Source organism: Bifidobacterium sp. LH_491 (genome assembly GCF_056356495.1).
In genome coordinates, this window is record NZ_JBKEUI010000001.1 from 1,612,879 (window position 1) to 1,638,354 (window position 25,476).

A 25,476-nucleotide genomic window follows, 5' to 3' on the forward strand; every position below is an offset into this window, starting at 1 on the left:
GCGGGCGTATCGACGGATAGGAGACGCTATGCAGTTTGCATTACTTGAGGAAGAGCACTATGAGCGGCAGATGTCGCAAGTGGTGCTGCCGGCGTTGGCTGCGTGTCGCCGCGAGGGATGGCTTCCGTTCGTTGACGCCGACGCACATACCGTCCATGACGCAGCTGTGTCCGGGGTCGACGACCTTCACGGCACTATCGACGCTGGCGATACTGCCGGTTCAGGTGACGGCGGGCAGGGTCTGCACTACGTGTGCTATGACGCGCACATGTTCGATGCCTTGCAAATTCCGGGTGCAAGCGCCGTGTTTCGTGGTGCGGTGGTCATCTCACATGGCTTTACCGAATTTGCCGTGAAATACAGCGAATTGGCATGGTATTTCCTCCTCGCCGGATATTCGGTATGCGTGCTGGAGCATCACGGACATGGCTATTCGCCGCGCGGCGTGGACAACCCCAGCTTGGTATGGGTGGACGACTGGCATCGGTATGTGCAGGACTTGGCGCGATTCGCCGATGCGGTGGGGCGTGAATATGCACGGGATCAACGTTTGTATTTGTTTGGACATTCCATGGGCGGCGGCATTGCGGCGGCAGTGTTGGAGTCCTATCCGGCGCTGTTTGACAAGGCGGTACTCTCCTCCCCTATGATTGCCCCGGCCACCGGCATGCCTAATTGGTTGGCGCTCACGTTGGCGCGGGTGATGTGTGCAGTGGGGCTGAGCCGTTGGAAAGTGTTTGGGCAAGCCGAGTTCGCCCCGGAATTGGACATGAGCGACTACCGGCAGGCCAGTGAGCCGCGGGTACGTTGGTATCATGCTCGACGTTGCGATGACCAGCATCATCAAACATTTACGGCGACGTTCGGCTGGGTGCGCGAAGCTTTGCGGTTGTCTCGCGCAGTGCTGCGTCGTTCGGCGTGCGAGCGGATCGAAACGCCGACGCTGTTGGCGCAGGCTGGCGTGGATGTGTGGGTGCTGAACAGCGCGCAGCATCAGTTCGTGTCGCGGGTACGTGACGGTGGATGCGCCATCGAATTGGTACGGTTCGACTCGTCCCTGCACGAGATTTTCAGTATGCCGAACCCTGTGTTAGCCGATTATTTGAACCGGATTTTCCTATTTTTGGATCCACACAGCGAGGCCAATATTCAGGCGTAGGTGCGGCTGATACGCGGGCGTGCCGGGGCTTGCGCGGCGATGATCCAGTCGACGGCTGCGTGTCGTTGCCACGATTCGCGCACACAGCGGGCGATATCCGGCGTCGGTGTGAATGCGATGACGGACGGGCCGGAACCAGATACCAACGCATGTGTGGCACCCGCTTGCAAGGCGTTTTCGATGGCGTCGCCGCTGCGCGGATGCAAGGTGATGGCTGCCCGCTGCAAATCATTGACATCATGCGGGGCGCCGCCGATATCGTCGAACATGGCATACACTTCCGGCGTGCGTAGCTCAGCTTGGTACGCGCCGACCAGCAGTCCACCATGCCAACCTTCATCACGCAATCGCCTGACGGTGTCGTCGGTTTCCTCCAGCAGCGTCACTGCCTCGCCGTAGCCGCCGCCATGTGCGTAGCCGCCGGTGAGGCAGAATGGCATGTCGGAGCCCAAAGCCGCTGCAATATGTTGCAGCTTGGGTAGTTCCCAATGCAATCCCCAAAGTTCATTTAGTGCGAGGATGACGCCCGCTGCGTCAGACGAACCGCCGCCGAGTCCGGCACCCACAGGAATATGCTTCTCGATGTGCAGTCGTACGTCTGGCTCGTGTCCGGCGGCTTGTGCCATGGCGAACAAGGCCAATACCGCATGGTTCTGTCGCAAATCGGCATCAGACGAGGCAAGGTCACCCAAATGTGCGCCAGTAAGTTCTACCGAGAATCCGCTGCCGTCGTGTTTGCGCTCGGTGGTGATGATGTCGCATACATCGATGGCGCAGTACAGGGTGTCGAGTTCGTGTCGCCCCTGCCAGGCTTTATGGCGTTCGCCTACTCGCAAAGTGAGATTGGTTTTTGCGGGGCATTCGACGCTGACGCGAGTCGGCAATGTATGTTCCTGCCGCTGCGTCATTGTGCCTCACCTCGCTGGGGTTGCTCCGGTTCGTCTGCGGCGTTGCCGTGGTCAAGGCAATCGGCAAGGCGTACAAATTCGTCGATGGTTAAGGTTTCCCCACGGCGGGTGGGGTCAATGCCGGCTTGTGCGAATGCCGAGTCCGGCACCAATTTTCTCAACGCGGCATGTAAGGTTTTGCGGCGTTGCCCGAATGCGGCATCGATAAGCTGAAATACCGTGTCACGCGAAGCTTGGGAGTGCAGTCGTTCGCTGGCTGTTTCGCCATGCTCATAGCGGCGGAAAAGCACCAATGCCGAATCAACGTTGGGTGCGGGCCAAAATACGTTGCGGCCAATGGTTCCCACACGTTCCGCAGTGCCATACCAAGCGAGTTTGACGCTTGGAGTGCCATAGATTTTATTGCCCGGCGCGGCTGCCAGACGGTCGGCGACTTCTTTTTGCACCATAACCAGAAAGCTATGCATGGTGTCGAAACGTTCGAGCAGCGTTAACACAATTGGCGTGGCCACGTTATACGGCAGATTCGCCACCAGCGTGAACGATGGGGATTGGGCGAGATTCGGCACCATGTCAGGCGTAAGCTTCAATGCATCCTGATTGATAACGCGGAATCGTGCCGATGCCTGCGGCATGTATTCGTCGACGGTGCCTGGCAGCCGTTCGGCAAGCGGCGGATCGATTTCCACCGCGGTGACATCCGCGCCGGTTTCCAGCAAGGCGAGGGTAAGCGAGCCAAGACCGGGCCCAACTTCCAGCACGTGGTCCTGCGCGCCAACGCCAGCCTCGCGCACGATACGACGAACCGTGCCGGGGTCAATCACAAAATTCTGCCCGAATTTCTTGGTGGGGCTAATGCCGGCTACTGCAGCAATGCGACGAATATCGGCGGCTCCCAACAAGCGCCCATCGGCACCACCGGCAGCATGATGCGTGCCATCTTGCAAGCCCATCTCCTCAACCATAGCGTTCCTCGTAGTGACTTCCGTCATATTTTTGCCGCGCGGCGAATGCGCTCTCCTACCTTAATACCAGTTGTTCTTCAAGAAAAACTGCCAGGCCTTTTCCGGCGAACCATAGCGTTGCGAGATGTAGTTCAATCCCCAAGCAATCTGGATGCCGGCATCATTGCGCCAGTCCGCGCCATACGCGGCCATCTTGCTTCCCGGAAGGGACTGAGGGATGCCATAGGCGCCCGAGCCCTGGTTTTCTGCGTTCCAGCGCCAGTTGGATTCACGCGTCCACAATTGTTCGAGATCGGTCCAATTTTGTCCCGTCCAGCCATATTGCGCCGCAGCTCCCGCACCATAGGTTTTAGCCTCCGCGATGGTGGGTCGCCATAATATCGCGCCGCTACCGTCCGAGCCGCCGGTGTCACCAGTATCACCGCCGGTGTTGCCGCCGGTATTACCGCCGCCAGATCCGGAACTTCCATTATCCGAGCCGCCGGTGTTGCCGCCCGTATTGCCACTGTCGGAACCGCCGTTGCCGCCTGTATTGCCGGAATCGCCGGTGTTGCCGCCGTTGCCGGTATCGGCGTCGCCACTGTTGTCTTCGCCGTTGCCGCCTGTATTGCCCGAATTGCCGGTGCTTCCCGAACTGCCGTCGTTGCTGCCAGATTGGCTTCCAGAAGCACTCCCCTGGCCGCCGCCGTTGCCGCTTCCCGAATCGCCATTCGAGCCACTGCTTGTAGACGGCGACTCGCTCACATCAGGCCCGACGGCAATCACGCGGTCAATCGCAATTTTCGTCGTCGTTTGCGACACCAACTGCTCGCTTTCCTGCACGCCGTCCACATAGGTGACGTCATACACTTCCTGGCGCTCGCCGTTCTCGCCTTCTTGACGAATCACCACTTCACCGGGTTTGAGGCTGGGGTCAATGATGGTTTGCGTGCCGAAGGGAACGCTGACGGTTTTAGTGACCTGCCCGTGCGTGACGCGCTGGACGCGCAAAATGGTCTGGCCGCCATCTTTTTCGACGCTCACGCGGTCGTCTTTGTTGAGAACGATGCCTTTGGAGTCGAGGATGGACGCTGCGGGCAGCGACCCGTCGGGTGCCACGGAGCTTTTGCCGTCGGCGATGACCGTAACCGGGCCGTTGGCGTTGATCACCAGTCCGCCGGTGAGTTTGTTGTAGACGTTGTCGATATTAACGGTGATTTTGGCGGCGTCCGCTTCGTTTTGCTCAAAAAATCCCAAAAGTTGATCTGCGCTGGTGGCGATAGTCCAGAACGGTACAGTTTTGCCGTTGATGGTGATGGTGGTTTGGTAGGCGCTGCGCACCGTGACCACCGTGTTGTTGGTCAGTTCACCGTTGGATGTGGTGGTGACGATGTCATGCGACTTCACTGTGATGTTTTGCTCCTGCAACAGGCGTCCGACGGTTTGCGCATAGGTGATTACCGTAGAGGTTTTGCCGTTGACGTTCAGCGCCACGGCTTTGCGGGTGGTTACGGCGAAGGTAATCGTGGAGGAAAGTACCAAGGCGGTCACGCAGAGTATGACTCGCAGCCGTCGCATCGCTACAAAATGTTGCGGTGTCCATCGTCTCGCCATGTCGTATCCTTTTGGTTGATGACCTACAATCTGTGACGCATTGTATCGTGTTGGGGGTTGTCGTGGACTGTTTTTGTTCTAGCGTTGTCGATTCCCCCACAAACCAGCGGGCGTTACGTTGTGCCCTTCGATATGTGTGTTGTGACGGGCGTCGGCTACGAGGTCTGTTGCGCGTTGCAGGTGTCAGGGGTATTCTGTGCCTTGGAAAAGTCCGCGGGGCGCTGCGGACAGGCTCGCGGATGGCGAACCCAATGACGGGGAAGGCTGCACGTGCATGGCTTTTCGGGTGGTGGCGACGGCGCGGTGGATGGCATTGACACCCACGCGTGTGTGGCTGGTTTCCGGGGAATATGCGGTGAATACAAGGAGATAAATGAAAAGAGGGGCGGGAGAGAAGGGGATATTCCCGCCCCTCGACGGACCAGGCTGGTTGGGGGATGCCTCGTCCGTCTGTGTACCAGAAGCCATAGTTGGGGGAAGGCTCCTGGATTCTTACTCATGGTAAGTTTTTGTGCGAGCCGATATGACGGCGTTAGTTCCATCATACCCGATGGCGCAGAGCCTCCTGTCGGGATCGAACCGACGACCTGCCGCTTACAAGGCGGCCGCTCTGGCCATCTGAGCTAAGGAGGCACATATCTGCCGTGGCAACGCTGGCGACGCCCGGCAAATAAGCACGAACAGGGCACCATCGTAGCACACTTTATGTGTGGTCAAGCGTTATAGCAGTGTGGTGTTCCCCACTTCACCATTATCTAGACAATTTGTTGCATTGCCTTATTGGTGTAAAGCCAAAGTATTGCAACGATTGGTCAGGAAAAAACAATATGTTGCAATAAAAAAGTTTTTCGCTATGAGTAACAATAATGGGCGCGTACCAGCGTGTCGCGCCCATTATTGTTGGCAGAGCCATTGCCCATAACCGCCGGATGCGAGATGCGACCAGTTACGCAAACGACTTCGGCTTCTGGGAATCACCGATCGAAGGTAGGGAAGCCGGATCACCAACCTTGTCGGGGGACAGGCCAATCGACTGCAAGAACGCATCCTTAACCGAAATATCGGCGGTTGCCAACTGGCTGGTATCCCAGTAATGACCGTTGATCGTCACTGTCGGTGTGCTCATGGAACCGCTGCTGTTCCATAATTCGGAACGCTTCGGGGTGTACGTGTTGATGGCCTCGAGCCATGGCTTATATTCGCCCGAATACGCAGCCTTGGCCACGGATTCATCTACGCCGGCGGCAATGGCCTGCTTGCGCAGTTGGGCGTCGCTCACGGACTGGTAGGCCGAAGCTTCACCGGGCTGGAAATCGGCGGCAAATAAGTTGGAAATATAGTCAAGCAAATGGTCCGGGTTGTCGTCATGGTCGGCGATGTACAGCGCGGAACTTGCGGCGCGACTCGAATAATTATCGGTGGACGAGGGGTCAAGGAACGACATGAAGTGCAAATCAAGGTTGATTTGACCGGCGTTCATCAGAGACACCAGCGTAGGGTCAAGCTGGCGGTTGAGGTTGCCGCAGCCGGGGCACAGAAAGTCCATGTAGACAGCCACAGTGGGTATGCCAGAGACTTTTTGGCCGTAGCCGTCTTTGGAAAGGAGTACGCCGCCCTCGTCGTCGGCGCGGGTTGGCTTCGTCTTTACGTCCTGAAGTTGCTGATAAGCCTGCGCTTTGGTGAGCGAAGTGGTGGCTTGGTTCTTATGCACCGCGCGATAAATGCCAAAACCGCCTACGCAGAGCAGTATCACCACAAGCGCGGCCACAATAGCGCCGATCATGGTTTGCTGGCGACGTTCCTTTGCCGCCTGTTCCTCGCGAGCTTTGGCGGCGGCAGCTTCGGCCGCGCGGCGGTCCGCGCGAGTCTGACGTTTTATCGACTTTTTATCGTTCTGAGGCATGGTATTCCTTTCGGCAGTCAGAACAGCCAATCAGTGCTGCCCATAGTAATCGATGGAGATGAACGAAGCCGTTGATAACGGCGACCATGTCAGTGGTTCGTCGGCGAGTACTACGGTGGCGCAGGCGGTCGTCACTATGGCCCATGCGGCTGCGGCGAACAAGGCGCGTCGCCGGGCAGATTGCGGTTGCGAGAGGACCTGGGCCGGGTCTGTTTGCATCGATTCGATGTCATTGGCATCGTCGGTGGAATTCGTTACCAATCTCACAGTTGTTCTCCCAGCGCATAAGACCCCCAAGCCAAAGCGAATCGGCCCGGCTGCGGGAGTGCATGCGGCCACCAGCCAGCCCAGCGCCCACGACAACGCCAGCGTTGCGCCCGTGGCCGACAGCGACGTATCCGATGGCAGCACCACGTCCATGCCCCACAAGCGCAAGGTGGCCGTGGGCAGCGACGTCACCATCATGCACGCCAGCAATACCACCATGGCCACTAGGGACGCTAGCAGCGCAGTGGCCAGCGCGCCTGGCAACGCCTTACACATATGCCAGGGCAACGCCGCGATACGCAGCGCCTGGTCGGAACGTTTACGCATGCCGCCACGACGACTCTCGCGATCCAACTGCGCCATTGCATTAATGCCGATCGTCGCGAACAACCATGCAGCGCCCGCGCATAACACCACCGTCCACAAGGGCATGCAAGCGCCCAACAGCGAGACCGGCACCGCAAGCGTCAGCGCCGCCCAACGGCCATGCGAACGCCTGCGGTATCTTGTTTCTTCGGCCGGATTAAGAGCCGTGGCAGGCTGCTGGGGGGACTCGGCGAACGGGTTGGTCTGTTCGAACGCCAGCGGCTGGGACAGAGGCTGTAAGGGATATTGCATTGCCGGTTGTGCTGTCGGCTGTCCGCCGGTCAACGGCAAGGTGGTAGTGGCGTCGGTCATTGGCAACGTAGCCTCGCCAGCTTGTGGCATCAGGCGTGTGCCACTGCCAGACAGTACCTGCGTCATCTGGGGCGTTGTCGGTATCGTCATCTGGGTCGCCGGTGCCGCCGTCGATGTCACCGAATCATCGTCACGCCACAACGTGCGCGGATTATCAACGCTGGCCGCCATTGCCGTGGTGCCCGGCAAGCCGGTCGCGCCCGCCAGCGTGTCCGGCTGCACTGTCGGGATGCCGCCAGCCAACGGCATCGTAACACTATCCGAAAAAGGGGGCATCATCTCCGACGAAGCATCGTTACCATCGGATCCGCCAGAAAACGCCTGCAACGCATCCATACTGATGGCTTCCAGCAACTCATCCGGCGTGCAACGCTGAGCACGATCCGGCATCAACGCCGCCCGAAACGCCGCCATCGTGCGCGCAGGAAGCCCCTGCAACATCGCATTGCCCGACGCCGCACGCTCCAACACCGCCATCATCGGCTTCACGCCAAACACCGGCTGACCAGTAGCCGCAAACGCCAACACCGACGCCACCGACCACCAATCCGTCCACTCATCCGACTCCGCACCATCAATAATCTCCGGCGCAATAAACCCCGGAGTACCCATCACCAAACCAGTGCGCGTCACATGACTCTCGCCCTCACCCATCGCAATGCCAAAATCCACCAACACCGGGCCCGACGCTGCCACCATCACATTCGTAGGTTTGATATCACGATGAATAATGCCCGCCGCATGCACCGCACGCACCGCATCAATCAACTTACGAGCCAACCGTTCCAAATCATCACCAACATAGCGGCCATTCGCCGCCACATCATCACGCAGATTCTTCCCCTCAATCAGCTCAGTGACAATAAACGCCAGCGAATCATCCAACTCCATATCAACAATCGAACACACACCCGAATGACGCACCTTCTGCAACGCAACAGCCTCACGACGAAGGCGCTCGCGGGCAGTCAAGCGATCCGTGGCGCTCGCCTCATCATCCGCCAACGAGTCGCGCAAAATCTTCATCGCATACACCTGCCCGCCACCATCGGTGACGCGCCACACCGAACCCATCGCACCGCCGCCCAAGCGCGACAGCAGCGTATAACCGCCAACCAGCTGTCCGGCTTCCAAATTCAACGCATGCAGGTCACTCATACCTCTCATCGTAGTAGGAGGCAGGCCGGGGCGGGGCGTTTTCCCAAGTGTTGCGTGCGGCGGCTGCGGTGGTTGACGTGTGGTGTGGTGGGGTTGCAGTGGCGGCTGGCGTGCGGAAGTTTTTGGTGGGGTTCGTTTTATTGCGCGGAGCGTTGTCACTCTCCGGCGGTGTGGTGTTGGTGGGAGGTGGGTGCTGGAAGGAAAGTGTGTGTTTTCCGTACTTGAACGGCCGAAATATCGGGGCGTCGGGAGCCTTGGGGCGAAAGTGTGTGAAAACGCCATGCTGAGAGGCGGATGTGGGCTGATTCCAGTGGTGAAAACACGCACTTTGCGGATTACGATGCCGTAAATGCACGCAATGAGGGGGGTTCCAGTGTTGGAAACACACACTTTTGGAGAGCCTTGACATCGGGTTACAGGGTTATAGGCCAAAATTGTGGGGTTATAGGTCAGAATGTGTGGAGTATGGGGTTATAAGCCAAAAGAGTTCTGTTTTTGGGTTTTCATCGATATTCATGGTAAAGCAAAAGGGCTGGAACCCTGAGGTCCCAGCCCTTTGGTGCTGGTGCGAGTGGGGGGACTTGAACCCCCACGAGCATACGCTCACTGCCACCTGAAGACAGCGCGTCTACCATTCCGCCACACTCGCAGACGAAGAGCAAACTTACCATGCTTAACGCGGTTGCGCAAGGCGGTGTGTCGCAGTGTGGCGCGCGGCTTTTCCGATATCCTCGCAGGTCTCGCTGTGTGGTTTTGCCGTCCGGTTCGCGGTTCCGCCAGGTTTAGCTGCGAAGCGCGGCTGCCTGGGTTGCTCGTCGGGACAGGCTGCCCAATCTGACTGTCCAACTGGCTGGGTTACTCACCTGACCAAGTCGAGGGACGTGGCTGCAGTTCGGGGCATCGAGTTTGGCTGGCCGGCTTGGCAACCAACCTGGCTGGCTAGCCTGGTACTAGGCTTGGTCCATTGGTGATCCTGTGCTGTCCGGTCGACTTGTCCATCCGGTCTGTCCGGTCGGCCTGCCCAACCGGCCTGTCAACCGACCCGGCAGACCAGCCCTCACAGGCTGCATTACCCGCGCGACCCGTTTGCGTAGAAGCGCGCCAGGGTTTCGTCGCGGAACTCGTCGAAGTATCCGCCGTCGATGGAGGCGCGAATATCATCGAGCAGTTTCACGAAGAAGTATTCGTTGTGGATGGTCGCCAGGGTGAAGCCGTTCATTTCACGGGCTCGCAGCAGATGGTCCACGTAGGCGCGCGAATAATGCGTGCAGGTATAGCAGCCGCAGCCTTCTTCCAGCGGGCCGAAGTCGGTTTTGAATTCGGCGCGTTTGACGTTGTATCGTCCGTCTCGCGTGAAGATGGCACCGTTGCGGCCGCATCGGGCGGGTGCCACGCAGTCGAACGTGTCGCCGCCGTTTTCCACGCAGGCGAAGATGTCGTCCACTGCGGCGATGCCGAGCACGTGTCGTGGCCTGCTTTCCGGCATGGCGTCGCAGATCCAGGCGCAAATGTCGCCGATGATGCGCTTTTCCATAGCGCCGCCGATGCCTACGCCGTCAAAGTCCAGCGAAGCGATTTGTTCGGCCGCGTGGCGTCGTAGGTCCTCATAGTTGGCGCCTTGCACCACACCATACAGCGCTTGATACGGCTTGCCGAGACGGGCTTGGGTGAGCCGTTGGTGCTCGGCCACGCAACGCTGCGCCCACCGGTAGGTGCGTTCCACGGAGCGTTCCTGATAGCCGCGCGTATTCATCAGCGTGGTGAGCTCGTCGAATGCGAACATGATGTCCGCGCCGATTTGATGCTGGATACCCATGGAGATTTCGGCCGAAAAACGGTGCAATGAGCCGTTGAGCGGCGATTTGAAGGTGACGCCGTCCTCGTCCACGAATGCGAGTCGCTCCTTGCCCTTGGCGATGACGTCGTCGGATTTCATGCCGGTGACGTCCATGGCCAGCGTTTTTTTGAATCCCGCGCCCAGGGAGAGTACTTGGAAGCCGCCCGAGTCGGTGAAAGTCGGGCCGTCCCATTGCATGAAGGCGCTGAGGCCGCCGGCGGCGTCAAGCACGTCGGGGCCGGGGCGTTCGTACAGGTGGAATGCGTTGGATAGCAGGCATTGCGCGCCGAGCTGCTTCATGCTTTCGGGCAGTACCGCTTTCATCGCGGCTTGTGTGGCGACGGGCACGAATGCCGGGGTTTTGATGTCGCCGTGCGGCGTGTGGATGATGCCGGTGCGTCCGTATCGGGCGCCGTCGCGACCTTTGCCGTCGGCTGAATGAGGTAATCGTGTGATGGTTTCAAAGGAAAATGCGCTGCGGTCGCCGGGTTTGCCCGGTGCGGCACCGTGCGGATGTTCGATAAGGCTGCTCATAGGCATTACTGTAGAGATATCCGTCAACAGACGGTTTATGGCAGGAGGGTTCGCACGATTTCTTGGCTTTCTATAATGTATCGGGTGGTATCCGCGTGTCGTAGGAGAGGACATTAGGCAACCCTCATGAAGATTAGTGCATTTCTTCCAACAAACATTCAGGAAACTTCCAGAGCTGGTGCGTTTACTCGTAGATAGCGATTCAAAGACGGATATGCGCACCTGATGCGGAGGCATTGGATGCAGTCCGTCAATGTTCAAAGGAGCAAACAATGGCTGAAGAACAGAACGGCGGCTGGAACAATCAAGCCGAGCAGCCTCGTGAGGATATAAAGCCCACGGAAACAATACCTTCGGACGCTCAGTCTCAGGCTGATACGTCCAATGATTTCAATGAGACTACTTCACTGCAATCCGATTCCGTTGTGTCGTCATCGCTAGGGACGCCAGAGGCGGATCCGGGTAACGCTGCGGAACAGACTACGCAGATGACCGACGACTCGCCGGTTTCGACCGAGCAGCCGACTGAGCCGGTATTCCAATCGGCACCCGAGTATGGCGCCTATATGCCGGCCGGAATGACTCCACCTCAAGGAGCGCCGAACGTTTCGGACGCTGCTTCGCCGGTTTCGGGTATTCCGGCAAGCCAGCAGCCTCCGTTTGGACAGCCCACGCAGGCAGGCAACACCGGTTACGGGCCAACCGGTAATCCTTTTGCTGCGCGTCAGCCGTGGAACTCGTCGTTTGGTCAGCCGGCCCAGGATGCCGGGCAGCCCACGGGGAATGGCGGAAATCCCGTGTTCGCCGAAGCGCCGCATGCCGATAACCAGCCAGGTCAGCCACAAGGCTTTGGCATGTTCCCGCCCGCGAACGGCGGCCAGCCGGGCGGAACTCCGGGTGCGCAGGGTGCTCGTCGTAATGCGAACTCGGTGATGGTGGCCGTGGTGGCTGCCTTGGTCTCTGCTGGTTTGTGCCTCGGTGTGGGGTATGCCGCGGTGACGAACGGCTGGGTTACGGTTCCATCGTCCAGTTCGTTGTCCACGGTAAAATCCAACGAATCGGGTTCTGGCACCGCCAAGGTCGAGGGTGGTACGGCTGTGGACTGGTCTGCTGTGGCCAAGAACGTATCCAATTCTGTGGTATCCATTCAGGCACAGCTGAGCAATGGTTCTGCTGCCGGATCCGGTGCGATTATCGACAAAGACGGTCATGTATTGACCAATAACCATGTGATCTCCGGAGCGCAAACCATTCAGGTTACGCTTTCCAATGGCAATATTTATCAGGCAAAGGTCGTCGGTACTGATACCACCACGGATTTGGCGGTAATCCAGATTAGCAATCCGCCGGATGACCTTACTCCTGTGACTTTCGCCAACTCTGATGATCTGGCAGTAGGCGAAAACGTCATGGCTATCGGTAACCCGTTGGGATATGATGACACGGCTACGACCGGTATTGTTTCGGCATTGAACCGTCCGGTAACGGTGATGGACGACAATGCGCAGATGGTGGTGACCAATGCGGTGCAAATCGACGCTGCGATCAATCCTGGTAACTCGGGCGGTCCGACGTTCAACGCCGCGGGGCAGGTAATCGGCATCAACTCGTCGATTGCAACTACCGCGTCAAGCAGCAGCTCCGAAGGCGGCTCCATCGGTATCGGCTTTGCGATTCCCTCGAACCTGGCAAAGCGTGTCGGCGAAGAGATCATCAAGGATGGTTCCGTCAAGCACGTGGCGCTGGGCGTCAGTGTGAAGAGTGCAACCGTTGAGGCCGACGGATTGGTGCGTGGTGGTGCTGAGATTACGACCTCGTCCACTGGGGGCGCGGCTGTGACCTCAGGAGGCCCCGCAGACAAGGCCGGACTCAAAGCGAATGACACTATCGTGGCATTTAATGGACATGCTGTGAACAGTATGTATTCGTTGTTGGGATTCATCCGTGCGGCGGCGCTGGGTGATACGGCAAAACTGACGGTTGTTCGCGATGGCAAGACGATGGAAGTCGACGTCAAGCTTGACCAGCAGGAGGAACAAGTAAACGGCACGAATCGCAGCGAAAGCAGCAATGGTTCGAATTCCCAGGACAACAGCCAGCAAAATCAGCAAGACCAGCAGGATCAGGGCGGCAACGGGTACGACTTCGGTGGGCTGACCGATCCGTTTGGACTGTGGTAAAGACTGCGCATCTACTGCGTGGGACGGGCGTGCCGAGAGGTGCGCCCGTTTTTCGTCATGGACGGCCGCTCAAGGCGGCAGTCCATGACGAAGTGAGGTGGAGTTCAGGGGCGGGCTACTTGACGCACAGGGTTTTGGGTGAATCAATATGGGCTTAATGTGAGCATAGAGCTGGTCTTGGCTGAATATCGCAACAAATGGGCGCTGGGCAATGCCGCATGGCAACATGTCGGCGTGTAATGTCTTATGTTTTGTCACCGGTATACGTGATACTGTTACCACATGTTTGCGTTCTCCTGTTCGGAGTTACGCGCCATCAATAACTGAATATGTCAATCTTTACGCCGTGTATCGCGAAGCATTCGTCGATGGGTTAACAAGGCGTGAATGCATCACCGTCGTGTGTTCGCCGACGGTCCGTGTACGAGCGTAAGGAGTTTCGATGAATCGTATCATCGACCTTTGTAGGCGGGTGCCGCTGCTGCCCGTGGTTATTATTCTCGCGTTCCCGCTTGCTGTGTGGGGACAATACCGTCCGTGGGGCCAGCTTGATTGGCCATTTGATCCGGGTTTGGGCGAACTGTTGGTGGTGGTGTTTGTTATTTACACCGTTATCGACACGTTGCGTGGCATGATCGATGACATTCGCAACGGTCATGTCGGTGTGGATATTCTCGCTGTGGTAGCCATCCTGTCTACTGTTGCAGTACAGGAATTTTGGGCGAGCTGGGCGGTTATGCTCATGATTTATTCCGGCGAAGCCATTGAGGAATACGCGCAGGCGAAGGCTGAGCATAGCTTGACGGCGTTGATGAGCGCGGCGCCGCAGGTGGCGCATGTGGCGACGCTGCCTGGTGTGGGGCCGAAGCTGGAAAGTATGGGCGCTCCTGAGGGCGCCGGCAAAACTGAGGATGGATTCCGACCCGCTGATGCCGGCGCGGTGTCTGACGGTGGCATACAGACAGAGACGGCGCAAGGTGCCGGCGATGCGGGGGGACGTGTCGACCGCGGCGAAGGTATCGAAGGAGCCGAGCAGGCTGCTGTCGCCGCGTTGGCGCAGAACGTTTCCAAACTTGCATCCAACCCCACCGCTGGCCATTTTCGCACGATTCCCGTCGATGAGGTCAAGCTGGGCGACGTACTGGTGGTGCTGCCGGGGGAAACCGTGCCAGTTGACGGCGAGCTGCTGTCTGGTTCGGCAACATTGGATTTGAGCAATATCAACGGCGAGCCGGTTCCGCGGGAGATTTTCGCTGGTGGTCGCGTTATGTCCGGCGCTATCAATGGTTCGGCGGCGCTTACCATGCGCTCCACGCAGCTTGCCCGCGATTCGCAATACCAGAGGATTTTGGCATTGGTGGCTTCGGCGCAAAACTCGCGCGCCGCTGTGGTGCGCACCGCTGATTTGCTGGCCGTGCCGTTCACGGTGATTGCCTTCATCATCGCTTGCGTCGCGTGGACGCTTTCCGGGGTGCCGCTGCGTTTTGCCCAAGTGCTGGTACTGGCCACTCCCTGTCCGCTGCTGATTGCCGCTCCGGTTGCTTACATCGCGGGCACCAGTCGTCTGGCCAAGGCCGGCATACTGATTAAATCACAGGAAGTGTTGGAAAATCTGGGACGGGTCTCCCATATTTTCTTTGATAAAACCGGCACACTCACAGTGAAGAAACCTCGTGTGGTGCGTGTGGACGTGCCTGGTGGCGGTGATGCAGGACATGCGGCGGCGAATAGCTCGCAGTCGGATGAGATTTTGCGATTGGCCGGTATCGTCGAAGCGTATTCCGTACACATTTTGGCGCAAGGTATTGCTGCCGCGGGTGCGGAAGCCGCAGAGCGGCTTGGGTATGGTCATGCCGCAGGCGCATTGGGCAAGCAGTATCCCGTTGTCGCCCATATTCACGAAGATGCCGGCAGGGGCGTTAGCGGAGAAGTGGACGGTCGTCAGGTGCGTGTCGGTCGATATGCGTTCGTTATGAACGAAGAGGGAGTCAAAGTGCCGCAAGGGCTGTTCCCCGAACGTGCGGCTGATGAGATGGCCACCTATGTCGCTATTGACGGCACGCTCGCCGCACGCATCGTGCTTAAGGACGTGCCGCGAGCCAATGCCGCATCGTCGTTGGCGAAACTGCGCGAACTGGGCATCACGCGACTGACGATGCTCACGGGCGACAAGGAAGCTTCTGCGCGGATCATCGCCGATGAAGTCGGCATTGACAACGTGTATGCCGAACTCTTCCCGGAGGGCAAGGTCGCCGCCATTAAAAACGCGTCGCTGATCAAGCCTGGCAAGCAGCCTTGGTGGGATGTCGCCATGCAGAAGCTTACAGGTGAAAACCGCCGGCATTCCGTCACCATGATGGTTGGCGACGGCGTCAATGACGCTCCCGTGCTTGCCGCCGCGGATATTGGCATGGCCATTACCGACGGTACTTCCACCGCGGCCTCCGAATCGGCGCAGGTCGTCATCATGAACGACGACATCAGCGCCGTGCCCACTGCGGTGTCGATTTCGCGGCGCACCAAGCGGGTTATGCTGCAGGCGGTTGTCGTTGGCTTGGCCTTGGCCATCATCGGCATGTTGGCGGCCGCGTTCAATCTCATCCCAGTGGTGGTGGGTGCGTTCATCCAGGAGTTGATTGATGTGGTCAGCATTCTGTGGGCGTTGACTGCGGTGTTTGACCGCGATTAGTCTTCGGCGTGCGCGGCTGCGCGGGACGGAGCGTGAGACTGACGATATGGCGTTGTCGAGCTGCGCGGGCGCGTTGCATCACTCCGTTTGTCACGTTCCACCACAAGGGCGGCGCGAGGTGGGAATATTCCGCCTCGCGCCGCCCCTTGCATGTGTCAAGGTCTAGCCTCGTTCCTTGTGTTGCGCTAGTCTGGACGGGTGACTGAGCATAATGAACTTCGTATCGCTGTTATCGGCGCCGGCCCCGCTGGCGTCTACTCCTCTGATATTTTCCTGCGTCAACTGCGCAAAACCGGTGAGGAACTTGGGTTGGGTACGTCGGCGCGTATCGACGTGTTCGAAAAGCTGCCGGTGCCTTTCGGTTTGGTGCGTTACGGCGTGGCCCCCGATCATCCCAGCATTAAGTTCATCGCGGACGCGCTGGAGAAAACGTTGGACAACCCGGACATCCACCTCTACTGCGATGTGGAATTCGGCAAGGACGTGACCCTTGACGAGCTGCTGGAACGCTACGACGCCGTGCTGTTCGCCACGGGCGCGGTGAAGGATAAGCCGTTGGAATTGCCTGGCGCTGATTTGGACGGTGTGTATGGCGCCGCTCGTTTCGTCGAATGGTATGACGGATATCCTACGGGCGCTCGCACATGGCCGTTGGAGGCCGAGTCAGTGGCGGTAATCGGCGGTGGCAATGTGGCCATGGACGTGGCGCGCGAGCTGATGCGCAATGCCGACGATCTCAAGGCCCACACCGACATTCCGGACAACGTGTATGAAGGAATCGCAGCGAATCAGGCCAAGGAACTGCATTTGTTCATCCGTCGCGGCGTCGCCCAGGCGAAGTTCAGCGTGCAGGAATTGCGCGAGATGGAAAAGCTGCCCGGTGTGCAGCTCATCATCAACGAAGACGATTTCGATTTGGACGAAGACACGGTCGAGGAAGCCAGCAAGGACAAGCTCACGCGCCAGATGGTGGAAGAGCTGTTCGCCATTCGTGAGATGGCGCTGGATATGGAAGATGACGGCGACGTGGATTATGAGGGCAATCCCGCCGACCGCAAGTACTATATTCACTTCAACGCCGCGCCCGTCGGAGTGTTGGGCGAAGACGGCAAGGTGACGGGGCTGCGCGTGGAGCGCACGCAAACCAGCGCCGATGGCCGCATGAAGCGTACCGGCGAATACGACGAGTATCCCGTGCAGGCCGTGTATCACGCGATTGGCTATCAGCCTGCCGAGGCGCCTGGCATTGCCTACGACGACAAGGGCGCGCATTTGGCCAACGAGGACGGCCGCATTGTGACCAGCGCCGAGCGTGGCACGGTGCGCCAGCGCCTGTATGCCACCGGTTGGGCCAAGCGCGGACCGGTGGGTCTGATTGGTTCGACGAAGTCGGATGCGCTGCTCATCGTGACGAATATGCTGCAGGATTTGGCGCAGGCTGGCTGCAATGGTCGCCTGGCTGGGGATCGTGACCCGCAGTCTATTGACCGGCTGCTCGAATCGCGTGGTGTCAAGCCGATTGACTTTGCTGGTTGGAAGAAGATCGATGCGTTTGAACGCGCGGAGGGCGCGAAGGAAGGCCGCGAGCATAAGAAGGTCATCGACCCTGAGCAGATGCGCGCCTTGGCCCATGCATAAATAGGCTATCGCTGCGTTTCGCTGTGCGCGGAGAGTGGGGAATGTCCCCGCTCTCCGCGTTTGGTGTAGTGGGGCGAATGGTTCTTGAGATTCATGTGGATTTCTCTTGATATTCGTAGGGCAAAGGCTGTTGCGCGGCAAGTGGCTTCATCGGTGTCGCCAGCATCGCATAATTCGTCAAGTGCTCATACAGCCAACGCCCAGCTCGGCAGTTTAGGCTTCACTACATGCACACCGATTTTCGCGTACACGGCCATTGCAACGGGTTGAAAACAGCCGCGTTGTTCGCCTTGCTGTGGGCAGTGCTGTTGGCCATATGGTGGCTGACCGGCGCACGGCAGGGCACGTTGGGTGTGTTCGTGCTCATTGGCTTGGCGGGTACCTTCTTCAGCTATTGGTTCTCCGACAAGATAGCCATCGCTTCCATGCGGGCGCAAGAAGTGAGCGAAACCCAAGCGCCGGTGTTGTATCGCATCGTGCGGGAGCTGTCTGCCAAGGCCGGGAAGCCCATGCCACGCATTTATATTGCCCCAACCGAAAGCCCCAATGCGTTCGCCACCGGGCGCAACGAGCGTCATGCCGCCGTATGCTGCACGCAAGGATTGTTGCAGATGCTGAACGAGCGGGAAGTGCGCGGCGTGCTGGGGCATGAGCTGATGCACGTGTACAACCGCGATATTCTCACGTCTGCGGTGGCTTCAGCCATGGCCACGGTGATTACGTATTTAGGCTATTCGCTGATGTATTTCGGCGGAGGGCGCGACCGGCGTGACGGCGATGCGCTGGGGGCGGTCGGCACGCTGCTCATGGTGATTCTCGCGCCCATCGGTTCGGCGTTGATTCAGATGGCGATCTCGCGGACGCGTGAGTTTGATGCGGACGAAGACGGCAGCCGCCTGACCGGCGATCCAGAAGCCTTGGCTTCGGCTTTGTGCAAGATCACCAACGGCGTGCAGGCGACGCCCATGGCGCAATCGGCGGGTGTGGAATCTGCCGCGGCTATGATGATCGCCAACCCGTTTAAGGGCGGCGATGTGTCGCGTCTGTTCTCCACTCATCCGCCTACCGAAGAGCGCGTGGCTCGGCTGATGCAGATGGCTCAGGAGATGCGCGGCGTCACCGTGTGGCAGCAACGTTAGTGTCGTCGGCAAGTTCATGGTACACTGACTAACGGCGTTTGCACATCGCGGCATGCGTTGTGTTCAAGCCCTGCGGATGTAGTTCATCGGTAGAACGAAAGCTTCCCAAGCTTTAAAGGCGGGTTCGACTCCCGTCATCCGCTCCACTCGCCCAGTGCTGGGATTGCAAGTTCCAGCCACTCAACACATTCAAAACCACTCATCCCAACGGTTCTGGATGGGTATGCGGTCTTTCTCGAAAAACGTGGCAAGCCCAGTCAAGTACTATAGTTGCTATAGTGGTGTGTCCAACTTAAGCAAAGCAATGCATGGGCGCAATGGAGGAGACTAATGGAGGGGGCAATGGCGGTTATGGAAACGGAGCGGCTGCTGCTGCGAGCATGGGATGAACAGGATGCGGAAGCGTTGTATCGGTATGCGAGTGCGCCTGAGGTCGGCCCGGCCGCGGGATGGCCGGCGCACACCAGTGTGGATGATAGCCGCAATGTTATTGCCAACGTGCTGTCGGCTCCGCAAACCTACGCGGTGGTGTGGAAGAAAACGGGCGAGCCGATTGGCAGCATTGGGTTGTCGACGGGTTCGGCGACGGATTTGACGGATCGGGCCGATGAATGTGAGCTTGGCTATTGGGTTGGCAAGCCGTTTTGGGGGCGCGGGATTATTCCCGAGGCTGCGACGGCATTGTTGGATTATGCGTTCACCGACTTGGGGATGCGAGCCGTATGGTGCGCATATTACGAGGGCAACACCAAATCGGCCCGCGTACAACGCAAGCTGGGCTTTCGCTATCATCACACGACCCATGACGTCGACGTGCCGCTGCTGGGCGAACATCGTACGGATCACGTGTCGTTGCTCACGTGCGAGGATTGGCAGGGGAGCTCGCGGGAGTCGACGTCCGCAGCCGGTGCCGCCGAAACGGCCGGGGACGCTCAATCCGCTGGGGGCGGCGAGTCCTATCAAGATGTCAACGCGCGTGTGATTACGTCGTGGATCGAGGACGGCTGGGAGTGGGGCGTGCCCGTTGACCATGAGACATTTATGCGTGCGCAGCAGGGTGAATGGACCATTCAACTCACGCCGACCAAACCGGTGCCGGCCTCCTGGTTTCCCCCGTTGCAAGGCTGCCGCGTATTGGGGTTGGCGTCGGGCGGCGGCCAGCAGATGCCGATTCTTACCGCCGCCGGAGCACAGTGCACGGTGTTGGATTACACGCCGGCGCAGTTGGAGGCGGAACGTAAGGTTGCCGCACGCGAAGGCTATGACGTGACCGTGGTTCGCGCGGACATGTCGAAGCCGCTGCCGTTTGCGGACGAAAGCTTCGATCTTATCGTGCACCCTGTGTCGAATTGCTATATCGAAGAGGTGCTTCCGGTATGGCGTGAATGCTTCCGCGTACTTCGCTCGGGCGGCAGGCTTATCGCCGGGCTGGATAATGGCGTGAACTATATCGTCGACGAAAACGAAGCACAGGTGGTGAACCATCTTCCGTTCAACCCGTTGCGCGACGCCCAACAGCGGCAGCAGTTGGAAGAGCAGGATTGCGGCATGCAATTCTCCCACACGGCCGAAGAACAGTTGCGCGGCCAGCTGCAGGCGGGATTGCAGATCATGGACCTCTACGAGGACACCAACGGCACAGGACGACTGCACGAACTCGGCATTCCCTCATATTGGGCGACTCTGGCGGTGAAACCGCAGTAACACCGCAGTCGTGAACCACAGTGTGGATGGTAGAGGCGAACTGCGGTAGTTCGACTACGTCGGCTCGGGGGCGGTGCAACTTAACGATGGGGGTTGCCGCCGCTCATCACCGCCGCCACTCGTCGAGTAACCGCCCGCGGCACCAACCGTTCGGCGGCAGCGCCTGCCCAAGCCAGCGGCCCATGATAGGCCAGCACCTTGCCCGACATCATGCGGCGATAGGCGAAACGGGCAAGCTGCCGGGCACTCGCCGGCTTGGTCATAGTGAAGAAATTCCGCCCTGACATGTGTGCCGCCGAGGCGAAACCAGTGGAGGTAGGTCCAGGGCATACGGCGGTGACGGTCACTCCCGTTGCGCGCAATTCATACGACAGCGCCTCGCTGAACGAGCGCACGAACGCTTTGGACGCGAAATATGTGGCCATATACGGGCCAGCCATGCTCGCCGCTACCGACGCAATATTGAGGATGCGCCCGCAGCCGGCCTGTCGCATATCCCGGCCATAACGGTAGGCCAACTCCGCCAACGCCGCCATATTGACCTGCAGCAGCTCGCGTTGACGCCGCCAATCGGCGTCGAGAAAACCATTCCAGTCGGCAAAGCCCGCGTTATTGACCAAGATGCGCACATCATATCCGCGTCTCGTAGTGGCCTCATGCAAGGCCGCTGCGGCGTCCGATTCGCTCAAATCCAGCGTGATTACCGCAACATCGACGCCATATCGTGCGGTAAGGCGCTCGCGTATCGCCTCCAGCTTGTCACGCGAACGCGCGGTGAGCACGAGATTGTAGCCGTCGGCGGCCAGTAGCGCCGCCAACTCTCGCCCGATGCCGCCCGAAGCTCCGGTAACCACTGCGTATGCCATGCGTCCTCCCGCCGTTGTAGATGTGTTGATTCCACTGTACGCCTGTGACAGCCGGAGGGGTGGCGAGAACCGCATTTTGCTGCGCCAATAGTCGCATTCCGTACGCAGATGAGCACATAATTGCGGGGTGCGCCGAACGTGACGCACCCCGCAATTGCTATATGCCGTGGCTGTTGCGAGCCGTCAGCGTTATCGGTCGTGGCGTGCTCGTCGCGTGAGCATCATTGTGGCGCCGGCGATCATCACTATCGCTGCGGCCATCATAAGGGAGTGCACGTTTGAGCCAGCTTGTGGAATCGTGTGCTTGCTGCCGCTGGCGTCGCCCGATTCCGGTTTGGTGGTCGAGTCGGACGGAGGGATATTGGGGTTGCCTGGGGTCTGGTCGCCTGAGCTGGGCGGCGTCGGTGGGGTGTCTCCCGTGATATTCACCGTAAATTGGGCGGTGATATTGGGATTGTCGGCGTATGCCACGGTAATGGTGTTGGTTCCGGCCTTGGACGAGTCGAAGCCGGACACCGTGTACTGATCTGCGTTGAGGGGGATGGTGGCATTGTCGGCAAATGTCACCGTCAGGGCGAGCCCGCTGCCATCAAATGCTTCACCGACCTGGTAGGAGGTTTTGGCTGGTCCTGAGGTGATGGTCAGAGCCGTAGCGGCGGGTATCGCATCGGTGATGATGACTTCACCAACCTTGGAATACGGGTAGGGTGATATTCCGTCGTTGCCGGTCTGCGTGAGGCGTAGTTTGAGGCCGGTTGTGGCCGGGATGCCGCTGAGATCCACGAATACTGATGGTTGCGCGGATTGTGAGACTCGACTGGTTCCGCTGGACGCGTCCGCCGTCGCTGATGATCCGACCGGCACGCCAACGAGGTCGGTGTCCGCCCATGTGCCGTCGCTGTTTTGATATTGCACCGTGTATCGGGACGGCACGGCTTCGTTCTTGGCATCTGGATACATGACGACGCCGCCTAGTTGCCGCGCGGTGTCGAAGGTATAGCTCAGCCAGGCGTCAGTATCGCCGGCATCCCAGTTCGACCATGAGGTGGACAGCAGTCCGTCGTTGCTGTTGGATGCTGGCATATCACCATAATTATGTTGAATTGCCGACGCGGTCGCGGTGGCTTGTGTGGCAATGTTGTCGATCACTCTCACGTAGAGGGTGGCCGTGATGTTGGGATCGGAGTTGAGCATTATCGGCACGTGTTTCAGACCGGGAGTGCTCATATCGACGGTGCCGGTGGTGTATTCGCCCGAGGTCAGCGCGCGGGCGGAGCCATCAGTGTACGTTGCCGTGACGGTGAGGCCGGTCTCGTCGAGGCGCTCGTTGGTGCCATATACCGTGCGCTGTGGCGTCGTGGTGATGGCGAGGCTCTTCACGTTGCTGGTGGCGCTTTCCACCTGCACCAATGTCACGTTATCGATGGCGGCGGTGGCATCGGCGGTCAGATTCGGCTGTCCGATGGCAACCCAGAGCGCGCAGGCGGGATCGACGTCAAGAGGCACGACGAAGGTGCCGGTATAGTACACGCGGCCTCCGGTGGTGTCTGCAGTGGTGGTTGAGTCGTTCAATACGGTTTTGGTGTACTGGCTGAACGATCCGCCTGCGCCGAGTGCGGCTGGGTGTGCCTTGACGGTGACTTGCAGCTTCGACGGGCTAGCGTCGCCGCTCTTGCCCAGCGTGGCCCACAAGCCGATGCGATAGGTTTTGCCCGGTTGCGCCGGTAGTGTGCGCTGGTTAATGGTGGCGTTCTTGAAGGGATCGCTGATGGTACCGAGTTCCGCCGCGTAGGCACCGGAGACAACGCCGGTGGTACTGGAACGTGGGTTATAGGCAACCTTTTCGCCATTATTCGTATCCCAGTTCAGCGTATTGTCAGGGCTGCCCATGGTCCAAGGCGATGCGGATTTCTTGGAGCCGTTGGAAGAGGACGCCGATTCGAATGAGCCATCACGCATCACGTCATTGACGGTGGCGAAACTGATGCCGGTGATGGTGCCATCGCCCAAATTGTCAAGGCGTAGGCTTGACGTGTCCGACCCCGTGCGCACATACAAGGTGGATGTGCCACCTGTCAGGTCGGTGGTCTGCATGTAGCCGCGCTGATTATCGATGCTCACGCCCAGTTGGGTGCCTTGCGGCGTGGTGGAGGTTATGGCGATGGTGCGATTGCCCGGGACGGTTACTGTTGTACCGCTGCGGCCCGCCAATTCGGCGATCCCAGGCTTGCCCGTATTCACGTCAGCTTTTTGGAACGCGCCGACATCCGGGGCGGACCAGCTGGGCACCGGATTTTGCTGACCGTACGCGTGGGTTGCACTGTCGAACGAGGTGGGGAATCCCTTGGTAGTGTTCGCGCCGTCGTTCAGATGGACGTTGTTGAGCTCGAAGGGCAGTCCTTCGGAGGCAAAGGCTCGTCCTTTTCCGTTGGTATACGGGTTGACCATGTTCAATGAGGACAAATCACCGTTGCTGACCGCGTCGAGGTTCAGGCCGCTGTCGGCTAGATATTTGTTGAGTCCAACGACCTGATTGCCTTGGCTGGCTTCTCCCAGCGGCCAGTTGTGTGCATTGTCGTCGGAGCCGACGAACACATTGTTCACATACACCATGTGCCGTGTCGGGGTTTCCAGCGAAGCGTTTTCGTCCGCAACCGTGCCTTGCGCGATGATGAGATTGTTGGCGAACGTGATGGATGCCGCACCGCCGTTCGTGCTGAATTGCATGCTTTGCGTCTTGGGCATGATGAACGTGTTGTTGTAGAAGTTCATGTCGGTTACGTTGGCCATGAACATGGAGCGGTGCGTGTCCTGGTTGAAGTCCAACGGTTCCGAAGCGACGCCGTCGTTGATGGACAGGTTGTATCGGAAGGTTGCTCCCGCGGTCATGGCAGTGGGGCCTGAGCAGTTGCATACCAAGAGCGAGCCGCCGGCGTTGTCGTGGCTGTAGTTGTATTGGAAAACCGTGTTGCGTGTGCCGTAATCGTAGTCCCAGGCCGTGCCGTCATTGTTGCTGCTTGCTCGCTGTGTATTGGCGACTTCGTTGTACTGGAACAAGGTGTTGTCGGCGTTCCAATTCCAGATTGCGGCATTGGAACCCGCCGAGGCTTGTTCCGCGGCGGAATACACGTAGTTGCCTTCGACCACCGCGCCGTCGGACATTTGGATCACGATACCGTCGCCGCCGATGTGACGCAGGGAGTTACGTGCGATGTACACGTTCTTGTTGGGCGTCCAACTGTTCGCATCATGCGGGGCGGGACAATCCCAGCTGACGTCTTCGCGGCAGCGCCAATCGGTGGACATGTTGATGCCGGAGCGCTGCACGTTGGTCAGCGTGTTGTCGGTGATGCTTACGTCGTCGAAGTACGAGACGGTTTTGCCCGGTCGGCTGGCGTCCGAAGTGACGTTGGCCTTTGTTTTATCCGGACCTACTGTCGGAATGGACTGTCCGTAGGTTTCCATTTGGATGCCGCCTGAACCGCCCAGATCCTTCTCCGGAGCGCCGTAAATGTCGTGAATGGTGTTGCCGGTAACGGTGATGTGGTGGAGCACTCCCGCATTGTCGTTCATGAGTACGATGCCGCGGCGCATATATTTGCCGCGTTGTGCGCTATCGCTATCCGTATTGGTTACTTCAAGACCTTGCACGGTGATGTATTCGGAGTTTTTCAGCAGTACGGTTTCGCTTACGCCATTGCCGGCGATTACCGGCGCCGCTCCTGTGCCGTACGTGCCGATGGTGATGGGCGCTTCGGCGGTGCCTTTCGCGTTGACCACGCGCAGACCGGCCTTGACCTGCTGGCCGTCAACGTCCTGCACTTGCGCCGAGCACGTGGTGCCGGCTTTGAACAAGATGCCATCGCCGGGTTGCAGCGTGATGCCGTTGGCTGCGGCAAGTGAGTTGAGCGGTGAGGCTTCGGAGCCATCTCCGTTTGCCTCGCGCGAGCAGTCCACGTAATACGGATGCTGAATGGTCGCCGTATCGGATGCGCCTGGCGTGCTTTCATTGACGAAACCGGGAGTGGCGGTAACGCCTACGGTAAGCAATGTGGCAGCTGTTACCGCGCATCCTGCGAATTTTTTGCAACATAATGACAGCATTGTCACGACGGTGCCCCTTTTCTTGTGTGTTCCCTCAAGTGCCGTCCTCGGTGACGACACCCGCGTCCTACGATACAGGCAGCCGGGTAAAACTATTGCCGGGCGCCGCCATATGTGCCGGGGTTTCGTGGTGCATCTCACAACGATAATGACG

At 59.0% G+C, this 25,476-nt stretch carries 14 protein-coding genes and 3 tRNA genes; 7 read left to right on the top strand and 10 right to left on the bottom strand.

The features are described 5' to 3' along the window. Positions 1–28 precede the first annotated feature (28 nt). Complete coding sequence (locus AC1AWK_RS06255; RefSeq protein WP_476569045.1) at positions 29–1,159, top strand: alpha/beta fold hydrolase; 1,131 nt, start codon at positions 29–31, stop codon at positions 1,157–1,159. On the opposite strand, the gene AC1AWK_RS06260 is transcribed toward AC1AWK_RS06255, so the two are convergent. The 8 genes from AC1AWK_RS06260 to tgt all read right to left on the bottom strand — a co-directional run bounded on the left by AC1AWK_RS06260 (position 1,150) and on the right by tgt (position 11,002). Further along, a complete protein-coding gene (locus AC1AWK_RS06260) occupies positions 1,150–2,067 on the bottom strand; it encodes a 4-(cytidine 5'-diphospho)-2-C-methyl-D-erythritol kinase (protein WP_476569047.1) in 918 nt (305 codons plus the stop codon). The genes AC1AWK_RS06255 and AC1AWK_RS06260 overlap by 10 nt on opposite strands. After that, positions 2,064–3,032, bottom strand: a complete 969-nt coding sequence (gene rsmA, locus AC1AWK_RS06265; protein ID WP_476569049.1) for a 16S rRNA (adenine(1518)-N(6)/adenine(1519)-N(6))-dimethyltransferase RsmA — start codon at positions 3,030–3,032, stop codon at positions 2,064–2,066. The genes AC1AWK_RS06260 and rsmA overlap by 4 nt, the downstream gene beginning before the upstream one ends. A gap of 60 nt (positions 3,033–3,092) precedes the next feature. Further along, on the bottom strand, positions 3,093–4,625 hold the full coding sequence (locus AC1AWK_RS06270; RefSeq protein WP_476569050.1) for an aggregation-promoting factor C-terminal-like domain-containing protein: 1,533 nt from the start codon (positions 4,623–4,625) through the stop codon (positions 3,093–3,095). 559 nt (positions 4,626–5,184) lie between these two features. Then, a tRNA-Thr gene (locus tag AC1AWK_RS06275) sits at positions 5,185–5,258 on the bottom strand. Positions 5,259–5,571: 313 nt separating this feature from the next. Continuing rightward, positions 5,572–6,528 (bottom strand): DsbA family protein, encoded by a 957-nt coding sequence (locus AC1AWK_RS06280; protein WP_476569052.1) that lies wholly within the window; start codon positions 6,526–6,528, stop codon positions 5,572–5,574. A gap of 30 nt (positions 6,529–6,558) precedes the next feature. After that, entirely contained in the window at positions 6,559–8,640 is a 2,082-nt protein-coding gene (locus tag AC1AWK_RS06285) for a serine/threonine-protein kinase (protein ID WP_476569054.1), read from the bottom strand. Positions 8,641–9,194: 554 nt separating this feature from the next. Then, positions 9,195–9,280: transfer RNA gene (locus AC1AWK_RS06290), tRNA-Leu, on the bottom strand. Between the two features lie 420 nt (positions 9,281–9,700). Further along, positions 9,701–11,002, bottom strand: a complete 1,302-nt coding sequence (tgt, locus tag AC1AWK_RS06295) for a tRNA guanosine(34) transglycosylase Tgt (protein ID WP_476569056.1) — start codon at positions 11,000–11,002, stop codon at positions 9,701–9,703. Positions 11,003–11,274: 272 nt separating this feature from the next. On the opposite strand from tgt, the gene AC1AWK_RS06300 reads away from it, so the two are divergent. The 6 genes from AC1AWK_RS06300 to AC1AWK_RS06325 all read left to right on the top strand — a co-directional run bounded on the left by AC1AWK_RS06300 (position 11,275) and on the right by AC1AWK_RS06325 (position 20,352). Beyond that, a complete protein-coding gene (locus AC1AWK_RS06300) occupies positions 11,275–13,182 on the top strand; it encodes a S1C family serine protease (protein ID WP_476569058.1) in 1,908 nt (635 codons plus the stop codon). Between the two features lie 442 nt (positions 13,183–13,624). After that, a complete protein-coding gene (locus AC1AWK_RS06305; protein ID WP_476569060.1) occupies positions 13,625–15,871 on the top strand; it encodes a heavy metal translocating P-type ATPase in 2,247 nt (748 codons plus the stop codon). 198 nt (positions 15,872–16,069) lie between these two features. Next, complete coding sequence (locus AC1AWK_RS06310; protein WP_476569062.1) at positions 16,070–17,509, top strand: FAD-dependent oxidoreductase; 1,440 nt, start codon at positions 16,070–16,072, stop codon at positions 17,507–17,509. Between the two features lie 227 nt (positions 17,510–17,736). Beyond that, on the top strand, positions 17,737–18,648 hold the full coding sequence (gene htpX, locus AC1AWK_RS06315) for a zinc metalloprotease HtpX (RefSeq protein WP_476569064.1): 912 nt from the start codon (positions 17,737–17,739) through the stop codon (positions 18,646–18,648). A 72-nt stretch (positions 18,649–18,720) separates the two neighbouring features. Further along, positions 18,721–18,794: transfer RNA gene (locus tag AC1AWK_RS06320), tRNA-Gly, on the top strand. 196 nt (positions 18,795–18,990) lie between these two features. Further along, on the top strand, positions 18,991–20,352 hold the full coding sequence (locus AC1AWK_RS06325) for a GNAT family N-acetyltransferase (RefSeq protein WP_476569066.1): 1,362 nt from the start codon (positions 18,991–18,993) through the stop codon (positions 20,350–20,352). Between the two features lie 80 nt (positions 20,353–20,432). On the opposite strand, the gene AC1AWK_RS06330 is transcribed toward AC1AWK_RS06325, so the two are convergent. Further along, positions 20,433–21,218: an SDR family NAD(P)-dependent oxidoreductase gene (locus AC1AWK_RS06330; protein WP_476569068.1), complete on the bottom strand. Its 786-nt coding sequence runs from the start codon at positions 21,216–21,218 to the stop codon at positions 20,433–20,435. A 189-nt stretch (positions 21,219–21,407) separates the two neighbouring features. Further along, complete coding sequence (locus AC1AWK_RS06335) at positions 21,408–25,322, bottom strand: bacterial Ig-like domain-containing protein (RefSeq protein ID WP_476569672.1); 3,915 nt, start codon at positions 25,320–25,322, stop codon at positions 21,408–21,410. Positions 25,323–25,476 lie beyond the last annotated feature (154 nt).